Annotated in this window: 20 protein-coding genes; 16 read left to right on the forward strand and 4 right to left on the reverse strand. The window is 73.6% G+C overall.

Annotated elements, in window-relative coordinates; all coding sequences use genetic code 11:
* Positions 1-61: 61 nt before the first annotated feature.
* Positions 62-394 (reverse strand): hypothetical protein, encoded by a 333-nt coding sequence (locus AC3D3D_RS13270; protein WP_463662929.1) that lies wholly within the window; start codon positions 392-394, stop codon positions 62-64.
* Positions 395-721: 327 nt separating this feature from the next.
* On the reverse strand, positions 722-1,606 hold the full coding sequence (locus AC3D3D_RS13275) for a LysR family transcriptional regulator (RefSeq protein ID WP_463662930.1): 885 nt from the start codon (positions 1,604-1,606) through the stop codon (positions 722-724).
* A gap of 199 nt (positions 1,607-1,805) precedes the next feature.
* On the opposite strand from AC3D3D_RS13275, the gene AC3D3D_RS13280 reads away from it, so the two are divergent.
* From AC3D3D_RS13280 to AC3D3D_RS13300, 5 genes are all read left to right on the forward strand, one after another.
* A complete protein-coding gene (locus tag AC3D3D_RS13280) occupies positions 1,806-2,903 on the forward strand; it encodes a tartrate dehydrogenase (protein WP_463662931.1) in 1,098 nt (365 codons plus the stop codon).
* A 97-nt stretch (positions 2,904-3,000) separates the two neighbouring features.
* Positions 3,001-3,966: a Bug family tripartite tricarboxylate transporter substrate binding protein gene (locus tag AC3D3D_RS13285; protein ID WP_463662932.1), complete on the forward strand. Its 966-nt coding sequence runs from the start codon at positions 3,001-3,003 to the stop codon at positions 3,964-3,966.
* Positions 3,967-3,992: 26 nt separating this feature from the next.
* Positions 3,993-5,681 carry a tripartite tricarboxylate transporter permease gene (locus AC3D3D_RS13290; RefSeq protein ID WP_463662933.1) on the forward strand — a complete coding sequence of 563 codons (1,689 nt, stop codon included), beginning with the start codon at positions 3,993-3,995 and terminating at the stop codon, positions 5,679-5,681.
* Position 5,682: 1 nt separating this feature from the next.
* Positions 5,683-6,150: a tripartite tricarboxylate transporter TctB family protein gene (locus AC3D3D_RS13295; protein ID WP_463662934.1), complete on the forward strand. Its 468-nt coding sequence runs from the start codon at positions 5,683-5,685 to the stop codon at positions 6,148-6,150.
* Positions 6,151-6,302: 152 nt separating this feature from the next.
* Positions 6,303-7,469, forward strand: a complete 1,167-nt coding sequence (locus tag AC3D3D_RS13300; RefSeq protein ID WP_463662935.1) for a mandelate racemase/muconate lactonizing enzyme family protein — start codon at positions 6,303-6,305, stop codon at positions 7,467-7,469.
* An 82-nt stretch (positions 7,470-7,551) separates the two neighbouring features.
* Here AC3D3D_RS13300 and AC3D3D_RS13305 read toward each other — a convergent pair whose 3' ends face one another.
* Positions 7,552-7,980, reverse strand: coding sequence for a VOC family protein (locus tag AC3D3D_RS13305; protein WP_463662936.1), 429 nt, complete (start codon positions 7,978-7,980; stop codon positions 7,552-7,554).
* Positions 7,981-8,294: 314 nt separating this feature from the next.
* On the opposite strand from AC3D3D_RS13305, the gene AC3D3D_RS13310 reads away from it, so the two are divergent.
* The 4 genes from AC3D3D_RS13310 to AC3D3D_RS13325 all read left to right on the forward strand — a co-directional run bounded on the left by AC3D3D_RS13310 (position 8,295) and on the right by AC3D3D_RS13325 (position 11,314).
* On the forward strand, positions 8,295-8,579 hold the full coding sequence (locus tag AC3D3D_RS13310; RefSeq protein ID WP_463662937.1) for an HU family DNA-binding protein: 285 nt from the start codon (positions 8,295-8,297) through the stop codon (positions 8,577-8,579).
* Between the two features lie 205 nt (positions 8,580-8,784).
* The gene (locus AC3D3D_RS13315; protein ID WP_463662938.1) at positions 8,785-9,114 is read left to right on the forward strand and encodes a DUF3039 domain-containing protein; all 330 of its coding nucleotides are present in this window, start codon (positions 8,785-8,787) and stop codon (positions 9,112-9,114) included.
* A complete protein-coding gene (locus tag AC3D3D_RS13320; RefSeq protein WP_463662939.1) occupies positions 9,111-10,952 on the forward strand; it encodes a DEAD/DEAH box helicase in 1,842 nt (613 codons plus the stop codon). Before AC3D3D_RS13315 ends, AC3D3D_RS13320 begins: the two co-directional genes overlap by 4 nt.
* Before the next feature lie 113 nt (positions 10,953-11,065).
* Entirely contained in the window at positions 11,066-11,314 is a 249-nt protein-coding gene (locus tag AC3D3D_RS13325; protein ID WP_463662940.1) for a hypothetical protein, read from the forward strand.
* 43 nt (positions 11,315-11,357) lie between these two features.
* On the opposite strand, the gene AC3D3D_RS13330 is transcribed toward AC3D3D_RS13325, so the two are convergent.
* Complete coding sequence (locus tag AC3D3D_RS13330) at positions 11,358-12,740, reverse strand: nicotinate phosphoribosyltransferase (RefSeq protein WP_463662941.1); 1,383 nt, start codon at positions 12,738-12,740, stop codon at positions 11,358-11,360.
* 86 nt (positions 12,741-12,826) lie between these two features.
* On the opposite strand from AC3D3D_RS13330, the gene clpS reads away from it, so the two are divergent.
* From clpS to rdgB, 7 genes are all read left to right on the forward strand, one after another.
* Positions 12,827-13,159 carry an ATP-dependent Clp protease adapter ClpS gene (gene clpS / locus AC3D3D_RS13335; RefSeq protein WP_463662942.1) on the forward strand — a complete coding sequence of 111 codons (333 nt, stop codon included), beginning with the start codon at positions 12,827-12,829 and terminating at the stop codon, positions 13,157-13,159.
* A complete protein-coding gene (locus tag AC3D3D_RS13340) occupies positions 13,160-13,870 on the forward strand; it encodes a DUF2017 family protein (protein ID WP_463662943.1) in 711 nt (236 codons plus the stop codon).
* Between the two features lie 10 nt (positions 13,871-13,880).
* The gene (gene murI / locus AC3D3D_RS13345; RefSeq protein WP_463662944.1) at positions 13,881-14,705 is read left to right on the forward strand and encodes a glutamate racemase; all 825 of its coding nucleotides are present in this window, start codon (positions 13,881-13,883) and stop codon (positions 14,703-14,705) included.
* A complete protein-coding gene (locus AC3D3D_RS13350) occupies positions 14,702-15,496 on the forward strand; it encodes an MBL fold metallo-hydrolase (protein WP_463662945.1) in 795 nt (264 codons plus the stop codon). Before murI ends, AC3D3D_RS13350 begins: the two co-directional genes overlap by 4 nt.
* A 294-nt stretch (positions 15,497-15,790) precedes the next feature.
* Positions 15,791-18,400: a phosphoenolpyruvate carboxylase gene (locus AC3D3D_RS13355; protein WP_463663013.1), complete on the forward strand. Its 2,610-nt coding sequence runs from the start codon at positions 15,791-15,793 to the stop codon at positions 18,398-18,400.
* A 151-nt stretch (positions 18,401-18,551) separates the two neighbouring features.
* Positions 18,552-19,319 (forward strand): ribonuclease PH, encoded by a 768-nt coding sequence (rph, locus tag AC3D3D_RS13360; RefSeq protein ID WP_463662946.1) that lies wholly within the window; start codon positions 18,552-18,554, stop codon positions 19,317-19,319.
* Complete coding sequence (rdgB, locus tag AC3D3D_RS13365) at positions 19,316-19,966, forward strand: RdgB/HAM1 family non-canonical purine NTP pyrophosphatase (protein WP_463662947.1); 651 nt, start codon at positions 19,316-19,318, stop codon at positions 19,964-19,966. Before rph ends, rdgB begins: the two co-directional genes overlap by 4 nt.
* Positions 19,967-19,985: the final 19 nt, after the last annotated feature.

Here is a 19,985-nt window from a genome sequence, read left to right on the forward strand (position 1 = left end):
CGAAGGACCCCGGACCAGGTGTGGTCCGGGGTCCTTCGGCGTCCGCGGCCGGCTGTCCGGCTCATCGCAGCAGGCCGAGCGCGAGCAGGTGCTTGCTGTCCTCGACCCGGCGGTACCGGTCGTCGGCGTCCATCCGGGCGGAGGCGTGCTCCTCGGCCAGGACGGCGCGCAGCGCGCCCGTCAGGGCACGCACGACGACCCGGCCAGCGGTGCGGACTGCGGTGCGGAACCGCGTGCCGGCGGGCACGGTCGCGGGCTGCTCGGCGGCGGCGATGCCCCGGTCCTGGTCGACCACCAGGACGTGGTCCTGGGTCCGGCGGTCGCGCATGGCGGTCTCGATCATGGGCGGCTCCCAGCTGAGGGTGGGCGGGGGTGCGGCGGTCAGTACGGGCATGGCGGTGCCTTCCTCGTGGGCATGGCGGTGCCCTGCGGTGTGGTGAGCAGGGCGGACCCGGCGGGCGGCAGGACCCACGGCGATCGGTCGTGGGTGGCCCCGCGGGGCAGGAGGGCGCGCCGAGCTCGCGCTCGTGCAGCCGGTCGTGGGCGCCTCGTCGGTCCGTCGTGCCGACGGCGAGGAGCAGGGGCAGCCCGTGTGCGTCAACGCGTCACGTGGCCTCGTCCCGTGCGCGTCCTCTAGTGCGTCATGCCTGCAACGTTAGGAGACCGGCTACGCGGGTGTCGCGTCTTTTTTCGGCACGCTCGCGGGACACCGCCGGACGGGTCAGATGGACCCGGTGGAGCGGAAGACGTCGAGGAAGGCGGACGCGGCGGGACTGAGGTCGCCGGTGCGGTGCGCGGCGACGATCGTCAGCTCGACGTCGGTCACGAGGTCGCTGACCCGCAGGCCCGCGTGCCTGGCGAGCGAGCGCCACCCCTCGGCCATGATCGCCGTGCCGGTCCCGGCCAGGACCATCGGCAGGATCGCCTCGCGGTGCTCGGACTCGATGATGATGGCGGTGGACCGGTTGCGTGCCACCACCTCGTCGGCCACCTTGCGCATCCCGGTGCCCGGCTGCCCGGCGACGAGCCGGAGCCCCTCGAGGTCGGCGTAGGTCAGCGGCCGTCCCGCGGGGAGCTGGCTGTCGCGCGGAGCGACCACGATGAATCCCTGGTGCGCCACGGGCACCAGCGTGAGGCTGCCGGGGTCGACCGGCGTCGTCGTCGCGGCGACCCCCACCTCGACGGCGCCCGACAGGACCAGCGAGGTGACCGCCGCCGGCGTGCCGGCCGCCCGGATGGCGACCTCGACCAACGGGTAGCGGCGGGCGAAGGCATCGAGCACGCCGGGCAGCGGGTCCACCGCCTGGGAGGGCATCGTGGTGATCGTCAGCCGGCCGCGCCGCAGGCCCGAGACCGCCTCGACGTTCGCCCGCGACAGGGCGAGCCAGTGCAGCACCTGGCGCGCCGGGGCGATGAGTGCCTCACCCGCGTCGGTCAGCCGCAGCGAACGGCCCGCGCGCGAGAAGAGGTCGGTGCCGAGGGACCGCTCGAGGGTACGGATCGACTGGGAGACCGAGGGCTGGGCGACGAACAGCTTCTCCGCGGCCGCGTGCACACCACCCTCGTCGACGACGGCGAGGAAGTACTCGAGCTGACGGGCGTCCATCGGCGGACGGTATCGCGGCCAGAACCTATCGGAGACGCGCCAGGCAGGCCGGAAGTGACGAGTTTTCCTCGCTTTCGATAGGTGTTGCCTATCCGAATGATCCGTTCTTCGTCTTGGACGCTGCGTCGCCCCGGTGGATGTACTGGTCGGGCCGCTGCGAGGACGCAGCGCGCACGGACCCCCTCGACAGGAGCAGGCAGTGGCGCAGGTGCATCGGATCGCAGTCATCCCGGCCGACGGCGTCGGGCGCGAGGTCGTCGCGGTGGGCCGGGTGGTCCTCGAGGAGGCCCTGCTGACGGCCGGTTCGGACGCCAAGCTGGAGTGGGACGAGCTGGACTGGGGCTCGGCCTACTACGCCGAGCACGGCCGCATGATGCCCGCCGACGGGCTCGAGACGCTCCAGGACCGCGACGCGATCTACTTCGGTGCCGTCGGCTGGCCCGGCGTGCCCGACCACGTCAGCCTGTGGGGCCTGCGGCTGAGGATCTGCCAGGGCTTCGACCAGTGGGCCAACGTCCGCCCCGTCGTCTTCCACCCCGGGGTGACCAGCCCGCTGCGCAAGGCCGATGACACCGCGCTGGACTGGGTCGTGGTCCGGGAGAACAGCGAGGGTGAGTACGCCGGGGTCGGCGGGCGCAACTTCTCCGCCCGCGAGGGCGGTGAGGTCGCGGTGCAGAGCTCGCTGTTCACCGAGGCCGGGTGCGAGCGCATCATGCGGTTCGCCTTCGACCTCGCCCGCACCCGGGACCGCAAGAAGGTCACCAGCGTGACCAAGTCCAACGCCCAGCAGTACGGGATGGTCCTGTGGGACGACGTCTTCGAGCGGGTCGCGGCCGACTACCCCGACGTGGCCACCGAGTCCGTGCTCGTGGACGCCATGGCCGCCCGGTTCGTGCTGCGGCCCGAGGATCTGGACGTCGTCGTCGCCTCCAACCTCAACGCCGACATCCTCTCCGACCTGGGCAGCGCGCTGGCCGGCAGCCTCGGCCTGGCCGCCAGCGCCAACCTCAACCCCGAGCGGCGCTTCCCCTCGATGTTCGAACCCGTCCACGGCTCGGCCCCCGACATCGCGGGCACCGGCGTGGCCAACCCGATCGGCGCCGTGCTCAGCGGCTCCCTCATGCTCGACCACCTCGGCGAGGCATCCGCCGCCCAGGCGGTCCGCGCCGCCGTCGACGCCACCACCGCGGCCGGTGTGCTCACCCCCGACATCGGCGGGTCCTCGACGACGGACGACGTCACCTCGACCCTGCTCGCCGAGCTGCGCCGCACCCCGGGCGCCGCGGCCGGCGCCTGACCCTCTCGCGACACACCCCCGCCCACGACCCCCGCCGGCGACGGAGCCGACGGGGCAGCACGGCCCACCATCGAACGATCCAACGGAGGACGAGAAGATGAACCGCCTTGCCAGGACCGCCGTCCCGATCAGCGCCGTCGCGCTCATGCTGGCCGCCTGCGGCGGCGGGGACGACGCCGCCGACTACCCGGACCGGCCCATCGACTACGTCATCGCCTTCGACGCGGGAGGCGAGTCCGACATCACCGCGCGGCTCCAGCAGGACCCGCTGCAGGAGGCGCTCGGCGTCGACGTCACCGTCTCCAACCAGCCCGGCGGCGGCGGCGCGCTCGCCTGGTCCGAGCTCGCCCGGAGCAGCCCCGACGGCTACACCGTCACCGGGCACAACATCCCGCACATTATCCTTCAGCCGATGATGCGCGACGACGCCGGCTACGAGACCGACGACCTCGAGCACGTCTACTTCTTCCAGAGCACCCCCAACGTGCTCATGGTCAGCGCGGACAGCGACATCGAGACCCTCGACGACTTCATCGCCGAGGCCGAGGCGAACCCCGGCACGCTGTCGGTCGGCGGGTCGGGAGACTTCAGCGCCAACCACGTCGCCACCCTCCTGCTCAACGATGAGGCCGGCATCGAGACGACCTACACCCCGTTCTCGGGCACCGGTGCCGCCACCCCGGCGCTGCTCGGCGGGCACGTCGACGCGCTGATGACCTACACCCCGATGATCGACCAGCTCGGCGACCAGGTGCGGGTCCTCGCGGTGGCCACCGAGGAGACCCTCCCGCAGTGGGAGGAGTACGAGACCTTCGTCGAGAACGACATCGAGCTCGCCGACGGCGCCTACCGCGGCGTCGCCGTCCCGCCGGAGACCCCGCAGGAGATCATCGACACGCTCGTCTCCGCGTTCGAGGAGGTCAACCAGGACCCCGAGCTCGTCGAGCAGTTCGAGCAGCAGGGTTTCGTCCTGGAGAACATCGGGCCCGACGAGGCCCAGGAGCTCATCGACGACCGGCGGGAGGTCTACACCGACCTCTTCGAGCGTCTCGGCATGCTCTGAGCGGCGCCGGCTGAGGAAGCGATCTCATGCTGGAGATGATCGGCCAGGGATTCCTGGCGAACCTCGTCCCGTCCATGCTGCTCCTCGTGCTCGTGGGCACGGCGGGCGGCATGGCCGTGGGCGCGATGCCGGGACTGAGCGCCACCATGGGACTGGCGCTGCTCGTCCCGTTCACGTTCACGATGGAGCCGACCAGCGCGATGGTCCTGCTCGGGGCCTTCTACATGGGCGCCATCTACGGCGGGTCCTTCACCGCGATCCTCGTCAACGCGCCCGGCACGCCCTCCTCCGTCGCCTCGGCGTTCGAGGGCTACAAGATGACGAAGAAGGGGAAGAGCGAGCTGGCGATCGTCGCCGCCACGATGGGTTCGCTCGTCGGCGGCCTCGTCGGCGTCGTCGCCCTCGTCTTCCTCGCGCCGCCGCTCGCCGACTTCTCCTTGCGGTTCGGCCCCCAGGAGTACTTCTGGGTGGCGATCTTCGGGCTGACCATCATCGTCAGCATGTCGACCGGTTCGATCCTCAAGGGCGTCATCGGCGGCGCCCTCGGCCTGCTGCTCGCGACCGTCGGCATCGCCCCCGTCGGCGGCGACGTCCGCTTCACCTTCGGTGAGCCCATGCTGCAGGGCGGCATCCCGCTCGTGCCGGCCATGGTCGGTCTGTTCACCATCCCCGAGGTCATCAAGCTCATCGCCCGCAAGGGGCGCGAGGCCGAGATGGAGGCTGCCTCGCGGCAGCGCGAGAGCGTGTGGTCGATGATCCGTCAGACCGTCGGTAGGCCGTTCAACGCCATCCGGTCCGCCGTCATCGGCACCGTCGTCGGCCTCCTGCCGGGCGCCGGCGGAAGCGTCGCCAACCTCGTCGCCTACAGCGAGGCCAAGCGTGCGTCGAAGGTCAAGGAGAACTACGGCAAGGGTGAGGTCGAGGGCGTCGTCGCCGCCGAGTCGGCCAACAACGCCACCGTCGGCGCCGGTCTCATCCCCACGCTGACGATCGGCGTCCCCGGCACGCCGCCGGACGCCATCATCCTCGGTGTCCTCCTGCTCCACGGCCTGCGGCCCGGCGCCGAGCTGTTCGAGACCTCCGGCGACCTCGTGGGCACGCTCATCGTCGCTCTCGCGATCTCCGCGATCATGATGGTGCCGGTCGGGCTCATCGCCGGCCGCGGGCTCCAGCGGGGCGTGATCGCCCTGCCGGCGCGGTACCTCGCCCCAGGCATCATGGTGCTGACCATCGTCGGCGCGTTCGCCGTGCGGTCCTCGGTCGTCGACGTGGCGATCATGCTCGTCGTCGGGGTGTTGGCGTACTTCCTCGGGCTCGTCGGCATCAGCTCGGCGCCGATCGTGCTCGGACTCATCCTCGGGACGATCGCCGAGACCGGTCTGGTCCAGGGCCTGCTCACCGCGCAGGGCGACGCGATGCCATGGCTGTCGTTCTTCACCCGGCCGATCAGCATCGTCCTCATCGCCATGACGATCCTGTCGCTGGCCTGGCCGGTGATCCAGGGGGTCCGACGCCGTCGCGGCACGGCGTCGGACCTCGAGGCCACCCTCGCCGACGGGCACCAGGCCGAGATGGCGGTGAGCGCAAGGGCCGGTGACGCCGACGAGGCGGCCGACGCGACGGCGGCCGACGCCGGCGACCGCGACACGACCACGGGCGGCGAGGCCGCCCCGGGCACCAGGGACCGGACCACCCAGCGAGGGGAGAGGAACTGACATGGCACGCATGATCTCCGCCTCGTCGAAGGCGAACATCCTCGTCGGGGTCCTGCTCGTCGCCGTCGTCGGGGTCTTCTGGGCCCAGCGCGACTACACGTCCCCGCACGGCGGGACGTTCCCCGACCCGATCCTCGTCGTCATCGGCGTCCTCGGGATCGTGCTGGTCGTCCTCGGACTCCTCGGCAAGGAGGTGAGCGGCGGCGACGACCAGGACCTCGAGCGCCTTCCGGTTCTCCGTCTGATCATCGCCGTCGCGGTGCTCTCCGGCTGGATCTTCTCCCTGCCCTACCTCGGCTACGTCGTCGGCGGGATCGTCTTCTTCCTCCTCACCGCGTTCCTCATGCGGAAGGAACGACCGACGTGGAAGGGGATCCTGCTCGACGTCGTCGTCGCGACGGTCGTGCTGCTGTTCTTCAGCTACATCTTCAGCGAGTTCCTCTACATCCGCCTGCCCACGCTCGGCTGACCGCGCCCGACGGCGACCGCGCCCCCGCCCAGGGGGTGGACGTCGTCGCGCCCGCGAGCGGCCGTCATCACCCCGACGAAAGAGAGAACCGACATGACCGTGCACGGCGACCACCGGCCCGGACCCGCCCCGACGAGAGGGGTGCACCTGCGATGAGGATCGTCGAGATCCGGGAGCAGACCTTCCCGATCAGCTCACCCATCCGGAATGCCTACATCGACTTCAGCAGGATGACGCTGAGCCTGGTCGCCGTCGTCACCGACGTCGTGCGGGACGGCCGGCCGGTCGTCGGCTACGGCTTCAACTCCAACGGCCGCTACGGCCAGGGCGCGATGATGCGCGAGCGGTTCATCCCGCGGGTGCTCGAGGCGGACCCGGACAGCCTGCTCGACCAGGCGGGGGAGAACCTCGACCCGACGGCGGTGTGGGACGCGATGATGGCCAACGAGAAGCCCGGCGGGCACGGGGAGCGGTCCGTCGCCGTCGGGACCATCGACATGGCGGTGTGGGACGCCGTCGCCAAGATCGCCGGCCTGCCGCTCTACCAGCTGCTCGCCGACCGGTACGGCCAGGGCACCCCGGAGCGGGAGGTGTTCGTCTACGCCGCCGGCGGCTACTACTACCCCGGCCAGGACCTCGCCGCGCTGCAGGACGAGATGCGCGGGTACCTCGACCGCGGGTACACCGTGGTGAAGAAGAAGATCGGCGGTGCGGGCCTCGACGAGGACCTGCGGCGCATCGACGCCGTGCACGAGGTGATCGCCGGCAGGGCCAAGCTCGCCGTGGACGCCAACGGCCGCTTCGACCTCGACACGGCCCTGCGGTACGCGGAGGCGCTGAAGAGCTACGACCTGTTCTGGTACGAGGAGGCCGGAGACCCGCTGGACTTCGAGCTCCAGGCCCAGCTGTCCCAGGCGTACGAGGGGCCGATGGCCACCGGGGAGAACCTCTTCTCCGTCCAGGACGCCCGCAACCTCGTCCGCTACGGCGGCATGCGCCGCGACCGCGACTGGCTGCAGTTCGACTGCGCGCTCAGCTACGGGCTCGTGGAGTACCTGCGCATCCTCGACATGCTGCGCGCGCACGACTGGTCGCCGTCGCGGTGCATCCCGCACGGCGGGCACCAGATGTCGCTGAGCATCGCCGCCGGGCTCGGCCTGGGCGGCAACGAGTCCTACCCCGACCTCTTCCAGCCCTTCGGCGGGTTCCCCGACGGCGCCGAGGTCGTCGACGGGAAGGTCACCCTGCCCGAGCTGCCCGGCATCGGGTTCGAGGGCAAGGCGGACCTGTTCGCGCTCATGGCCGAGCTGGGGGGCTGACCGGGCAGACCCGGTCCCGCCCACCGACGCCTCGGCCCCCGACCGCACGGTCGGGGGCCGGGGCGTGGCCGGGTGTCGCAGGTCAGCCGACGTTGACCATCCAGCGGATGCCGAAGCGGTCGGTGAGCATCCCGAAGGAAGCGCCCCAGGGGGCCTCCACCAGCGGCTGGAGCACCTCGCCGCCCTCGGCGAGGGTGGCGAAGGCGGCGGTGAGGGACTCCTTGTCCTCGGCGCCACCCACGAGCGAGAGCGCGACGTTGGAGCCGACCGTGGCGGGCATGTCGGGGGTGGTGTCGGCGGCCATGATCTGCAGGCCCGACGGCGTGGTGAGCTGGGCGTGCATGACGAGGTGCGCGGAGGCGGCGTCGACCATCACCTCGCTGCCGGTCGACTCGGCGAAGGACGCGTGCGTGTCGACCTCGAGCTCACCGCCGAGGACGGACCGGTACAGCTCCATGGCCTCGGCCGCGGAGCCCTGGAAGTTGAGGTAGGGGACGAGCGTGACGGTCATACGGGTTCCTCCCGTGGTGCGTGCCCCTGGCGGGGCTGCTCGATGCTGTCGCCACCCGCCTCGGTGCGGGCGGTCCCGGACGCGCGGCGCCCGACGCGAGCCAACCTAGACCTCGGGTCCGACGTCGGCGACCCCCAGGACACCGAGGCGTGGTGCGCGTGTGACTCATGTGGTTGACGCGACGGCAGTGGCGCGATGATCGGCGCCGATCCGCGGAAACCGCGCGGTGCGGCCGCACGCAGGCCCCGATCTGTGCGTAGTCTCGTCGCACTGCGCTCCACCGGGCGCTCACCACGTACGACGAGAGGGATTACATGTCCGTCAACCGCACCGAGCTCGTGGCCGCCATCGCTGAGCGCGCCTCCCTGACGAAGGCCCAGGCCGACTCCGCCCTGAGCGCCTTCCAGGATGTCCTCATCGAGTCGCTCCAGGCCGGCGACCCCGTCAAGGTCACGGGTCTGCTGTCGGTCGAGCGCGTCGAGCGCGCCGCGCGCACGGGTCGCAACCCGCGCACGGGCGAGGCCATCGAGATCCCCGCCGGCTACGGCGTCAAGGTCTCGGCCGGCTCCAAGCTCAAGGACGCCGTCTCCTCGAAGTGACCTTCGGGCTCCGCGACGGGCGGGGGTCGGCCACGGCCGGCCCCCGCCCGTCGTATGTCCGGGGCCGGTTGTCGGGCCTCAGCAGCCGTCGGCGGTCCCCACGCGGCGACCTCCCCGGGCCGTCGCGCCACGCCCGGGACGGGCGTGGCACATCCGACCGGGACGGGGCTGACCGGCGTCGGGGGGCCGACCTAGACTGGCGCCCATGACCTCGATCCCCGACGAGAACCAGCCGCACTCCGCGCCCGCGGGCCCGGCGACGTCGACGGACGTCCTCGAGCGCACCGAGACGTCCCACGAGGAGCAGCTCGACGCCGGTGACGCCGAGCGCTACGCCCACTACGTGCGCAAGGACAAGGTCGAGGCCGGCCGACCCGTCGTCGCCCTGTGCGGCAAGGTCTGGACGCCGGGCCGGGACCCGAAGAAGTACCCCGTGTGCCCCACGTGCAAGGAGATCTACGAGGGCATGAGCGACGGCAGCGGCGGTGGCGGCGGCAGGCGCGGCTGGCCGTTCGGCCGGGGCCGCGGGGAGTGACCGGCCGGTCAGCCCCCCGGTCAGAGACGACCACCCACGCAGGCGGCGGGCCCGCCGCACCGGCCACGCCCTCGACGGCGGCGGCCGAGCAGCTCTCGCCCGCCTTCCCGCAGCGCGCCGCCTGGGGCACGGCCGCGCCCCTGCGTGCCTGGCAGGCCGAGGCGCTCGAGCGGTTCCGGGAGGCCGGCGCGCGGGACTTCCTCGCCGTCGCCACCCCCGGCGCCGGCAAGACGACCTTCGCCCTGCGGGTGGCCACCGAGCTGCTCGCCGGCGGCTCCGTGCGCCGCGTGACGGTGGTCTGCCCCACCGAGCACCTCAAGGCCCAGTGGGCCTCCGCCGCCGAGCGCGTCGGCATCGCCCTGGACCCCGCCTTCACCAACGCCCAAGGGCGCCACGCCGCGCACTTCGACGGCGTCGCGCTCACCTACGCCCAGGTCGCCGCCAACCCCGCGCTGCACCGCGCGCGCACCGAGGCCGAGCCGACCCTCGTCATCCTCGACGAGGTCCACCACGGCGGCGACGCCCTGTCCTGGGGCGACGCCGTCCGCGAGGCCTTCGAGCCCGCCCGGCGCCGGCTCGCCCTGACCGGCACGCCCTTCCGCTCCGACACCGCGGCGATCCCGTTCGTCGACTACGTGGCCGGCACCGACGGCATCCGCCGCTCCCGCGCCGACGTCAGCTACGGGTACGGGCAGGCCCTGGCCGACGGCGTCGTGCGCCCCGTCATCTTCCTCGCCTACTCCGGCCTCATGCGCTGGCGCACCCGCACCGGCGACGAGATGGCGGCCTCCCTCGGCGAGCCGCTGACCAAGGACCAGACCGCCCAGGCGCTGCGCACCGCGCTGGACCCCGACGGCGAGTGGGTCCCCTCCGTGCTGGCCGCCGCCGACGCCCGCCTGACCGAGGTGCGCCGCACCGTGCCCGACGCCGGCGGCCTCGTCATCGCCACCGACCAGTCGGCCGCCCGCGCCTACGCCCGGCGCCTGGCCGACATCGCCGGCGAGGAGCCGGTCGTCGTCCTGTCCGACGACGCCGGGTCCTCGGAGCGCATCGACGAGTTCGCCGCCGGGGACCAGCGCTGGATGGTCGCGGTGCGCATGGTCTCCGAGGGGGTCGACGTCCCGCGCCTGTCGGTGGGGGTCTACGCCACCACCACCGCCACGCCGCTGTACTTCGCCCAGGCCGTGGGCCGCTTCGTGCGGGCCCGGCGCCGCGGCGAGACCGCCTCCCTCTTCCTGCCCTCGGTGGCCCCGCTGCTGTCGCTGGCCGGCGAGCTGGAGGCCGAGCGCGACCACGCCCTCGACCGCCCCGTGCGGGAGGGCGAGTTCGTCGTGCCCGAGGACCAGCTCATGGCCGAGGCCAACCGGGGTGAGCAGGCCTCCGACGAGCTCACCCTGCCCGGGTTCGCCGCGATCGGCTCGCAGGCCACCTTCGACCGTGTCCTGTTCGACGGCGGGCACTGGGGCACGGAGGCCGACGTCGGCTCGCCCGAGGAGCAGGAGTACCTCGGCATCCCCGGGCTGCTCGAGCCGGAGCAGGTCACCACGCTGCTGCGCGAGCGGCAGGCCAAGCAGGCGGCCGCGCAGAAGGAGCAGGCGGCGGCCGCGCGGCGTCGGGCGGCCAACGCCGGCGTCGACGAGCACCGGCGCCGGGCGCAGGCCCGCAAGGAGCTGTCCACGCTCGTCTCCGCGTGGTCGCGGCGGGCGGGCACGCCGCACGGGGTCATCCACACCGAGCTGCGCCGCACCTGCGGGGGGCCCGAGGTCGCCACCGCGTCCACGGAGGAGATCGAGGCGCGGATCGCGCTCGTGCGGAAGTGGTTCGTCGGCGGACGCTGACCGGCGTCGAGGGATGCTGGCCGGCGTCGTGGGACGTTGACCGACGTCGGGGGACCGGCACCCTTCACGACCGACATGGTGGGGAGCGCTGACCGGTCGGGGGCGGCGTCGTCGTGAGAACCTGGACCCGCTCGGACCCGAACCTGGAGGAGACCATGGCCTGGTGGCTGACACCGCTCGTGCTCGGGGCGCTCGCCGTGCTCGCCGGCGTCTACGAGTACCCCGTGGGCTGGCTGCAGTGGATCGGGCTGGGCCTGGTCGTCATCGGCCTCGTCGTCGCCGTCGTCCACCCCGGCAGCACCCGGAGGCGCCCTGGTCGCGCCAGCGACGTGCGCACCCCCGCACAGCCCTACTTCAGCTGAGCCGCTCCGGCGCCTGTGCTCAGGTGCCGCCGGACGGGCGCCGTCAGCCCAGCCCGGTCGGGCCCTCCGGCGCGTCGTCGGACGGGTCGACGTCGACGTGCCGCGTCGGGATCGCCGGCTCACCCTCCGAGAGTCGCCACGCCGGGTAGGGCAGCGCCGCCCGCGCGGCCGCGTGCCGCTCCTTGGCCGCCTCGAGGGCACCGGGCCCGTGGTGCTCAGCCACCGGCTCGCCGCCGACGACGAGATCGACCATCAGCCGCTGCGCACCCTGCCGGTCGACCTCGGTCCACACCTGCTCGGCCGAGGTGCCCGAGACCACCAGCTCCTCGACCGCGCGACCGGCGCCGTCGAGGAGGCGACCGGCGCGCTTGAGCCCGCCGACGGACTTCTTCGACGTCGAGCGCTTGGCGACCTCGTGGGGCCGACCGTCGGCGCCCTCGCGGGAGACGAGCTTGTAGACGAGCTCGGCCGTGGGGTGCCCCGAGCCGGTGACGAGCTTGGTGCCCACCCCGTAGGAGTCCACCGGCGCGGCGTTGAGCGCCGCGATGGCGTACTCGTCGAGGTCCGAGGTCACGGTGATGCGGGTCGTCGTCGCCCCGAGCGCGTCGAGCTGGGCGCGCACGGTGAAGGCCTGGGCGACCAGGTCGCCGGAGTCCAGGCGCACCGCGCCGAGCTCGCCGCCCGCGGCGCGCGCGGCGGCCACGGCCCGTTCGACGCCGACGGTCACGTCGTAGGTGTCCACCAGCAGCGTCGTGCTCGGGCCGAGCGCGGCGACCTGGGCGGCGAAGGCGTCCTCCTCGGAGTCGTGCAGGAGGGTGAAGGAGTGGGCGGCGGTGCCGATCGCCGGGATGTCGTAGCGGCGTCCCGCCTCGAGGACGGAGGTCGCCGAGAACCCGCCGACGACGGCGGCCCGGGCGGCCGCGACCGCCGCTTCCTCGTGGGTGCGGCGCGCGCCCATCTCCAGCAGCGGGCGGCCGTGCGCGGCGGTGGACATGCGCGAGGCCGCCGCGGCCACCGCGCTGTCGTGGTTGAGGATCGACAGCACGAGGGTCTCCAGCACCACGGCCTCGGCGAAGGTGCCCTCGACGACGAGGATCGGCGAGCCGGGGAAGAACACCTCGCCCTCGGGGTAGCCGACGACGTTGCCGGTGAACCGGTACCCGCGCAGCAGGTCGAGGGTCTCGTCGGTGACGACCTCGGCGCGGTGGAGGTAGTCGATCTCTTCGGGGCCGAAGGTGAAGTCGCCCAGGGCGTCCAGCAGCCGGCCGATGCCCGCGACGACGCCGTAGCGGCGCCGGGTGGGCAGGCGGCGGCCGAACACCTCGAAGACGCTGCGTCGCTGCGTGGTCCCCGAGCGCAGCGCGGCCTCGACCATCGTCAGCTCGTACATGTCGGTCTTCAGCGCGGTCGATGCCCGTGCGGTCATGGGCCGAGGGTAGTCGCGCCCCGGCCCGGCGGCCGACCACGCGGCGGTGGGAGCGTGCGCCGGGCGGGCCAGATATCGTGGCGGGCATGGTCCACCCCGCGGCGCCGGCCGAACCGACGGCGCCCGCCCGTCCCTCGGGCGCGGAGCAGGCCGAGACGTCCGTCGTCGAGGCCCCGCGCCGATCAGCGATGTGGCGCTGCGTGGTGCACGACGACCCGGTCAACCTCATGACCTACGTCGCCTGGGTGTTCCGCAGCTACTTCGGCTTCTCCGAGGAGCGCGCCCGGCGGCTCATGCTCCAGGTCCACCACGAGGGCCGTGCCGTGGTCTCGACCGGGACGCGCGAGTCCGTCGAGGCCGACGCCTCCGCCATGCACGGATACGGGCTGTGGGCCACGATCGAGCAGGGGGAGGACTGAGTGGAACCGTTCCGACGCGTCCGCGGGGGAGTGGCCTCCGCGCTCGACATCCACGAGCGGCTCTTCCTCGCCCGCCCCTTCTCCGACGTCGCCGCGCTGCTCGGCCACCGCGAGCCGGCCGGCGACGACGCGACGGCCGGCGATCCGTCGTCCGGTGATGCCCCGACCGGTGATGCCCCGACCGGCGACGACGCGACGGCCGCACCGGCCCCGCCCGCGACCGACGACGACGCCGTGCTGGCCGCCCTCGACTTCCAGCCCACCGACGCCGGTCCGGCCGGCGACCGCCCGCCCAGCGACCCCGCGCTGGCCCGCCTGCTTCCGGACATGTCCGAGGACGCGGCGCTGGCCGGCGAGCTGCGCGAGCTGACCGAGGCCCCGCTGCGGGCGGAGAAGATCGCCCGGCTGCTCGCCGTCGTCGCCGAGCTGGACACGCCGACCGGACCGCGCGGGACCTTCCTCGTGCCCGAGGGCACCGAGACCGACGTGCTGCGCGCCGTCAACGACGTGCGCCTCGTGCTGGCCACCCGCCTGGGCGTGGGGGAGACCATCACCGACGAGGAGCTCTATGAGCGCGCCGAGGCGGCCGGGTCCGGGGCCACCGACCGCCCCGAGGCCGTGGTCGACGCCATGGCGATCCTTTACACGTCCTTGACCTGGTGGCAGGAGTCACTGATCAACGCGCTGCGCAGGCGCCCCCTGCCGAACTAGCGTCATCGCCATGAACGATGCGCCCATCGGCATCTTCGACTCTGGCGTCGGAGGACTGACGGTGGCACGCGCCGTCATCGACCAGCTCCCGCAGGAACAGGTCGTCTACATCGGCGACACGGCGAACGCGCCCTACGGCCCGCGCCCGATCGGTGAGGTCCGCCAGCTCGCCCTGGAGGTGATGGACGAGCTCGTCACCACCGGCGTCAAGCTGCTCGTCATCGCCTGCAACTCCGCGTCCTCCGCCGTCCTGGCCGACGCCCGCGAGCGCTACGCCCTCGACGCCGGGGTGCCGGTCGTGGAGGTCATCCGCCCCGCGGTGCGCCGCGCCGTGGCCGCCACCTCGACCGGCCGGGTCGGGGTCATCGCCACCCGCGCCACGGTCGACTCCGGCGCCTACCGCGACGCCTTCGCCGCCGCCCCCCGCCTCGAGCTGACCATCGGCGCGGCACCGCGCTTCGTCGAGCTCGTCGAGGCGGGCATCACCTCGGGGCCCGAGGTCCTCGCCGTCGCCGAGGAGTACCTGGCCGGGGCGAAGGCCGCCGACGTCGACACCCTCGTCCTGGGCTGCACCCACTACCCGCTGCTCACCGGCGCGATCAGCTACGTCATGGGCCCCGACGTCACCCTGGTCTCCTCCGCCGAGGAGACCGCCAAGGACGTCTACCGCACCCTGGTGGCCCACGGCCTCGAGCGCGATCCCGCCGCGCCGGCCCCGCGCCACCGGTTCCTGTCCACCGGCGATCCCGAGGAGTTCGGCCGGCTGGCCCGCCGATTCCTCGGACCCGAGGTCAGCGCGGTCGAGAGCGTCGAGCGCGGGGCGGTGGCGCTGTGAGGCTGACCGTCATCGGCTGCACCGGCTCGATGTCCGGGCCCGAGTCCGCCGCCTCCGCCTACCTCGTCCAGGCCGAGGGGACCGGCGACGACGGCGCGGCCCGCACCTGGTCGATCCTGCTCGACCTCGGCCCCGGGGCGATGGGACAGCTCCTGCGCCACCTCGACCCCCGCGAGCTCGACGCGGTGGTGCTCTCCCACCTGCACGCCGACCACATGGTCGACGTCGTCGGCATGCACGTCTACCGGCGCTGGCACCCCGAGGGGCCCCTGCCGGTCCTCGACGTCCACAGCACCCCCGGGGCGCTCGAGCGCACCCGCGGCGTCGGCGGGGACGGCCCGGAGGAGGACTACGCCGACGTCCTCGCCTTCCACGACATCCACCCCGGCACGCCGCTGCGCATCGGGCCGCTGACCGTCGAGGTCTTCGACGCGCTGCACCCCGTTCCCGCCTACGGGATCCGGGTGACGGGTCCGGCCGAGGACGGCGGGGGGAGCGTCACGCTGGGGTACACCGGGGACACCGACGCCTGCCCCGGGCAGGACGCCATGGCGCAGGGGGTCGACCTCCTGCTCGCCGAGGCGGCCTTCCAGGAGGGGCGCGACCTCGCGCGCGGCATCCACCTGACCGGGCTGCGGGCGGGCGAGCTGGCCCGCACCGGCGGGGTCGGGCGGCTCGTGCTCACCCACGTCCAGCCGTGGACGGACAAGGCCGCGGTGGTCGCCGAGGCGCGCTCGGTCTACGACGGCCCCGTCGAGCTCGCCGCCCCCGACGCCACCTGGCACCTCTGAGCACCTGCTCGTCCCGCCTGCTCGGCGAGTGAGCACTTTTCTGCCCGTTCCGGGCAGAAAAGTGCTCACTCGTCACGGGCGGGGACGATCCGGGACCGAGGTCCTGTCCGCCCGGCGACCGCTCGCTGGTCGCCCGCACGGGCTGCCCGCCGGTGCCGTTAGCCTGCACGGGTGATCGCACCAGGTGACCGCGCGTCCGACCCGCTCGACCCCACCGGTGAGGGAGGTAGTACCACCACGACGCCGACGCAGCCCGCCCGCGAGGGCCAGGCCGCCGACGGCGTCCCTGAGGCCATGCGCTCCGACGTCCGGCTGCTGGGCAACATGCTCGGCCAGGTCCTGCGCGAGTCCGGCTCCGAGGGGCTGTTCGACGACGTCGAGGCCCTGCGCGAGCTCGTCATCGAGGCCCGCCGCGAGGACGGCCAGCAGGCGCTGACCCGCGCCGAGGAGGTCGTCGCCGGCTTCACGCCGGAGCGGGCCATCGAGGTGGCCCGCGCCTTCGCGTGCTACTTCCACCTCGCCAACCTCGCCGAGGAGCAGCAGCGCGTGCGCGTGCTGCGCGAGACCGAGGGTGGCGGTTCGCGCGGCTTCGACTCGCCGAGCAGCCTGCCGGGCGCCGTGCGCGCCCTGGCCGCCGAGGTCGGCGAGGAGGAGGCCCGACGCCGCCTCGCCCACCTGCGCTTCCACCCCGTCTTCACCGCCCACCCCACCGAGGCCCGCCGTCGTGCGGTGACCCGGGTCATCGGCACCCTCGGTGACCTCCTCGACCGCCGCGACGACGCCCGCCTGGGCCCGTTCGCCGTCGCCGAGATCGACCGCCGCCTCATCGGCGCGGTCGACACCCTGTGGCGCACCGCCGAGCTGCGGCCCTACAGCCCCGGCCCGCTCGACGAGGTCCGCACCCTCATGCAGACCTTCGACAGCTCGTTGGTGCACATCGTCCCGGCCGTCTACCGCCGCCTCGACGACGCCCTCGACCCCGAGCACGCCGGCCTGGCCGACACCGCGGCCCCCGCCTTCGTCCGCCTGGGCAGCTGGATCGGCGGCGACCGCGACGGCAACCCCAATGTCGTCTCGCCGCTGACGATCGAGGCGTCGAAGATCATGTCCGAGCACGCGCTCGAGACGATCGCCGAGCGCACCCGCGCCGTCGCCATGCACCTGACCGTGGCCGACTCGCTGGTCACCCCGGCCGACGCCGTGGCGACCCTGTGGCAGACCCAGCGCCAGCTCAGCCCCGCGGTCTCCGAGCAGGTCGCCTCGACCTCCCCGGGCGAGACCCACCGCAAGGTCCTGCTGTTCGTCGCCGCCCGCCTGGACGCCACCCGCGCGCGCGACGCCGACCTGGCCTACGCCGAGCCGACCGAGGCGCTGGAGGACCTGCGCACCGTGCGGGCCTCCCTGCGCGAGGCCGGTGCACTGCGCGCCGCGAACGGCCCGCTGGCCGACCTCGAGCGCCAGCTCGTCACCTTCGGCTTCCACGGCGCCGAGCTGGAGATGCGTCAGCACTCCAAGGTGCACCGCCAGGCGCTGGCCATCCTCGACGGCGAGGTCGACCCCGAGGTCGACCCGCCCGCCGTGCCCGTCGAGGAGGTGCTGGACACGATGCGCGCCGTCGCCCTGGTCCAGCGCCGGCTCGGCGAGGGGGCCGCCGGGCGCTACCTCGTCTCCTTCACCCAGTCCAGCGAGGACATCGCCAACGTCTACCGCCTGGCGCGGATCGCCGCGGGGGAGGGACGCCACCGGCCGGTCATCGACGTCGTGCCGCTGTTCGAGACCTTCGAGGACCTGGCCAACGCCCCGCGCATCCTCACCGAGATGCTCGACATCCCCGACGTCCAGGAGCGCCTCGCGGCCAACGGGCGCAAGGTCGAGGTCACCCTGGGCTACTCCGACTCCGCCAAGGACGTCGGCCCCGTCGCCGCGACGATCGCCCTGTACGACGCCCAGCGACGCATCGCGGACTGGGCCCTCGAGCACGACATCGAGCTCACCCAGTTCCACGGCCGCGGCGGCGCGCTCGGCCGTGGCGGCGGCCCCGCGCACCGCGCGGTCCTCGCCCAGCCCCCGCACAGCGTGGACCTGCGGTTCAAGGTCACCGAGCAGGGCGAGGTCATCTCCGCCCGCTACGCGAACCAGGCCATCGGCATCCGGCACATCGAGTCCGTCGCCGCGGCCACTCTCATGGCCTCCGCGCCGAGCGTGGAGCGGCGCAACGCGGAGGCCGCCGAGCGCTTCACCGAGCTCGCCGACCGGCTCACCACCACCTCGCGCGCACGGTTCGACGCCCTGGTCGGCTCCGAGGGCTTCCCGGCCTGGTTCGCCCGGGTCACCCCGCAGGAGGAGGTCGGGCACCTGGCGATCGGGTCACGGCCCGCCCGCCGCGGCCTGTCCGTGGAGTCCCTCGACGACCTGCGGGCGATCCCGTGGAACTTCGCCTGGTCGCAGGCGCGCACCAACCTCACCGGCTGGTTCGGCCTGGGCACCGCGCTGGCGGAGGTCGGCGACGTCGAGCTCCTGCGCTCGGCCTACCGGGAGTGGCCGCTGTTCGCCACGATGGTGGACAACATCGAGATGTCCCTGGCCAAGGCCGACGACCAGATCGCCGCCCGCTACCTGGCCCTCGGCGACCGCGAGGACCTCGCCGCCATGGTGCTCGAGGAGCTCGCGCTCACCCGCCGCTGGGTCCTGGAGGTCACCGGCCAGGACGAGCTGCTCCAGTCCCACCGGGTCCTCGGGCGCGCCGTCGCCCTGCGCAACCCCTACATCGACGCGCTCTCGCTGCTGCAGCTGCGCGCGCTGCGGGTGCTGCGCGACGAGGACGTCGAGGCCGACGACGACGTCCACCAGCTGCTCCTCATCACGCTCAAGGGTGCCGCCGCCGGCCTGCAGAACACCGGGTGACCCACCCGCTCGTCGGCGGTGCGGCCGGTCGGCGCGGGGCGCCGGCCGGCCGCATCTCGCCGAAGGCGCCCGGACCGTGCGCACCACGACCGTGCGCAGGGATGTCCGGACGGCCGCACCGGGTGCCGGGGCACGCCGGTAGCCTCGAGGCATGACCTCCGAGAACCCGAGCACGAGCGCGCCCCGCGCCGACGGCCGCGCCCCCGACCAGCTCCGCGACGTCCGCATCACCCGCGGCTGGCAGAAGGCCGGCGAGGGCTCGGTCCTCGTCGAGTTCGGGGACACCCGCGTGCTGTGCGTCGCCTCCTTCACCGCCGGCGTGCCGCGCTGGCGCAAGGACTCCGGCCTGGGCTGGGTCACCGCCGAGTACGCCATGCTCCCGCGCGCCACGAACGACCGCTCCCAGCGCGAGTCCGTGCGCGGGAAGATCGGCGGCCGCACCCACGAGATCAGCCGCCTCATCGGCCGCTCGCTGCGCGCCGTGGTCGACATGTCCGCCCTCGGGGAGAACTCCATCGTCCTGGACTGCGACGTCCTCCAGGCCGACGGCGGCACCCGCACCGCCGCGATCACCGGCGCCTACGTGGCGCTCGCCGACGCGATCGCCTGGGGCCAGCGCGAGGGCCACGTCCGCGCGGGCACCGGGGTGCTCAAGGACTCCGTCGCGGCCGTTTCGGTCGGCATCGTCGACGGCCGCCCGGTCCTCGACCTGCCCTACGTCGAGGACGTCGCGGCCGACACGGACATGAACGTCGTCGTCACCGGCGCCGGGAGGTTCATCGAGGTCCAGGGCACCGCGGAGGGGGAGGCCTTCGACCGCGCCGAGCTCGACTCGCTGCTCGACCTCGCCGTCGCCGGCACCGCCCGGCTCACCGAGATCCAGACCGAGGCGCTCGCCGCCGAGGTGCCCGGCCGGTGACCGCCCACGCGACGGGCAGCCCGCCCCGGCTCGTGCTCGCCACGCACAACCCTGGCAAGCTCGTCGAGCTCCGCGAGATCCTCGCCCCGCTCGTGCCCGGGCTGGCGCCCGAGGAGGTCGTCACAGCCGGCGACCTCGGCATCGAGGCGCCCGTCGAGGACGGCGTGACCTTCGAGGACAACGCCCTGCTCAAGGCGCAGGCCATCGCCGCGGCCGCCGGGCTGCCGGCCGTCGCGGACGACTCCGGCCTCGCCGTCGATGTCCTCGGCGGCGCGCCCGGGGTCTTCTCCGCGCGCTGGTCCGGCCGTCACGGCGACGACGCCGCCAACAACACCCTCCTGCTCGGCCAGCTCGGCGACGTGCCCGAGGAGCACCGGGGAGCCCGGTTCGTGTGCGCCGCGGCGCTCGTGGTCCCGGCGTCGGACGGTGCCGAGGCGGTCGAGGTCGTGCGGCGCGGCGAGATGGTCGGCCGCCTTCTGCGCGAGCCGCGCGGGGACGGGGGATTCGGCTACGACCCGCTGTTCCTGCCCGACGGCGAGACGCGCACCTCCGCCGAGCTCTCCCCGGCCGAGAAGCACGCGATCAGCCACCGCGGCGCGGCGTTCCGTGCACTCGCCCCCGACGTCGCGGCCGTGCTCGGGCGTTGAGATCCCGTTCCGTGCGCTG

The organism is Georgenia sp. X1117, assembly GCF_057784635.1.

What these genes read in the sequence shown, in the direction of transcription:
- AC3D3D_RS13270 (WP_463662929.1), bottom strand. Translation starts at nt 394, where the DNA reads ATGCCCGTACTGACCGCCGCACCCCCGCCCACCCTCAGCTGGGAGCCG.
- AC3D3D_RS13275 (WP_463662930.1), bottom strand. Translation starts at nt 1,606, where the DNA reads ATGGACGCCCGTCAGCTCGAGTACTTCCTCGCCGTCGTCGACGAGGGT.
- AC3D3D_RS13285 (WP_463662932.1), top strand. Translation starts at nt 3,001, where the DNA reads ATGAACCGCCTTGCCAGGACCGCCGTCCCGATCAGCGCCGTCGCGCTC.
- AC3D3D_RS13290 (WP_463662933.1), top strand. Translation starts at nt 3,993, where the DNA reads ATGCTGGAGATGATCGGCCAGGGATTCCTGGCGAACCTCGTCCCGTCC.
- AC3D3D_RS13295 (WP_463662934.1), top strand. Translation starts at nt 5,683, where the DNA reads ATGGCACGCATGATCTCCGCCTCGTCGAAGGCGAACATCCTCGTCGGG.
- AC3D3D_RS13300 (WP_463662935.1), top strand. Translation starts at nt 6,303, where the DNA reads ATGAGGATCGTCGAGATCCGGGAGCAGACCTTCCCGATCAGCTCACCC.
- AC3D3D_RS13305 (WP_463662936.1), bottom strand. Translation starts at nt 7,980, where the DNA reads ATGACCGTCACGCTCGTCCCCTACCTCAACTTCCAGGGCTCCGCGGCC.
- AC3D3D_RS13310 (WP_463662937.1), top strand. Translation starts at nt 8,295, where the DNA reads ATGTCCGTCAACCGCACCGAGCTCGTGGCCGCCATCGCTGAGCGCGCC.
- AC3D3D_RS13315 (WP_463662938.1), top strand. Translation starts at nt 8,785, where the DNA reads ATGACCTCGATCCCCGACGAGAACCAGCCGCACTCCGCGCCCGCGGGC.
- AC3D3D_RS13330 (WP_463662941.1), bottom strand. Translation starts at nt 12,740, where the DNA reads ATGACCGCACGGGCATCGACCGCGCTGAAGACCGACATGTACGAGCTG.
- clpS (WP_463662942.1), top strand. Translation starts at nt 12,827, where the DNA reads ATGGTCCACCCCGCGGCGCCGGCCGAACCGACGGCGCCCGCCCGTCCC.
- murI (WP_463662944.1), top strand. Translation starts at nt 13,881, where the DNA reads ATGAACGATGCGCCCATCGGCATCTTCGACTCTGGCGTCGGAGGACTG.
- AC3D3D_RS13355 (WP_463663013.1), top strand. Translation starts at nt 15,791, where the DNA reads ATGCGCTCCGACGTCCGGCTGCTGGGCAACATGCTCGGCCAGGTCCTG.
- rph (WP_463662946.1), top strand. Translation starts at nt 18,552, where the DNA reads ATGACCTCCGAGAACCCGAGCACGAGCGCGCCCCGCGCCGACGGCCGC.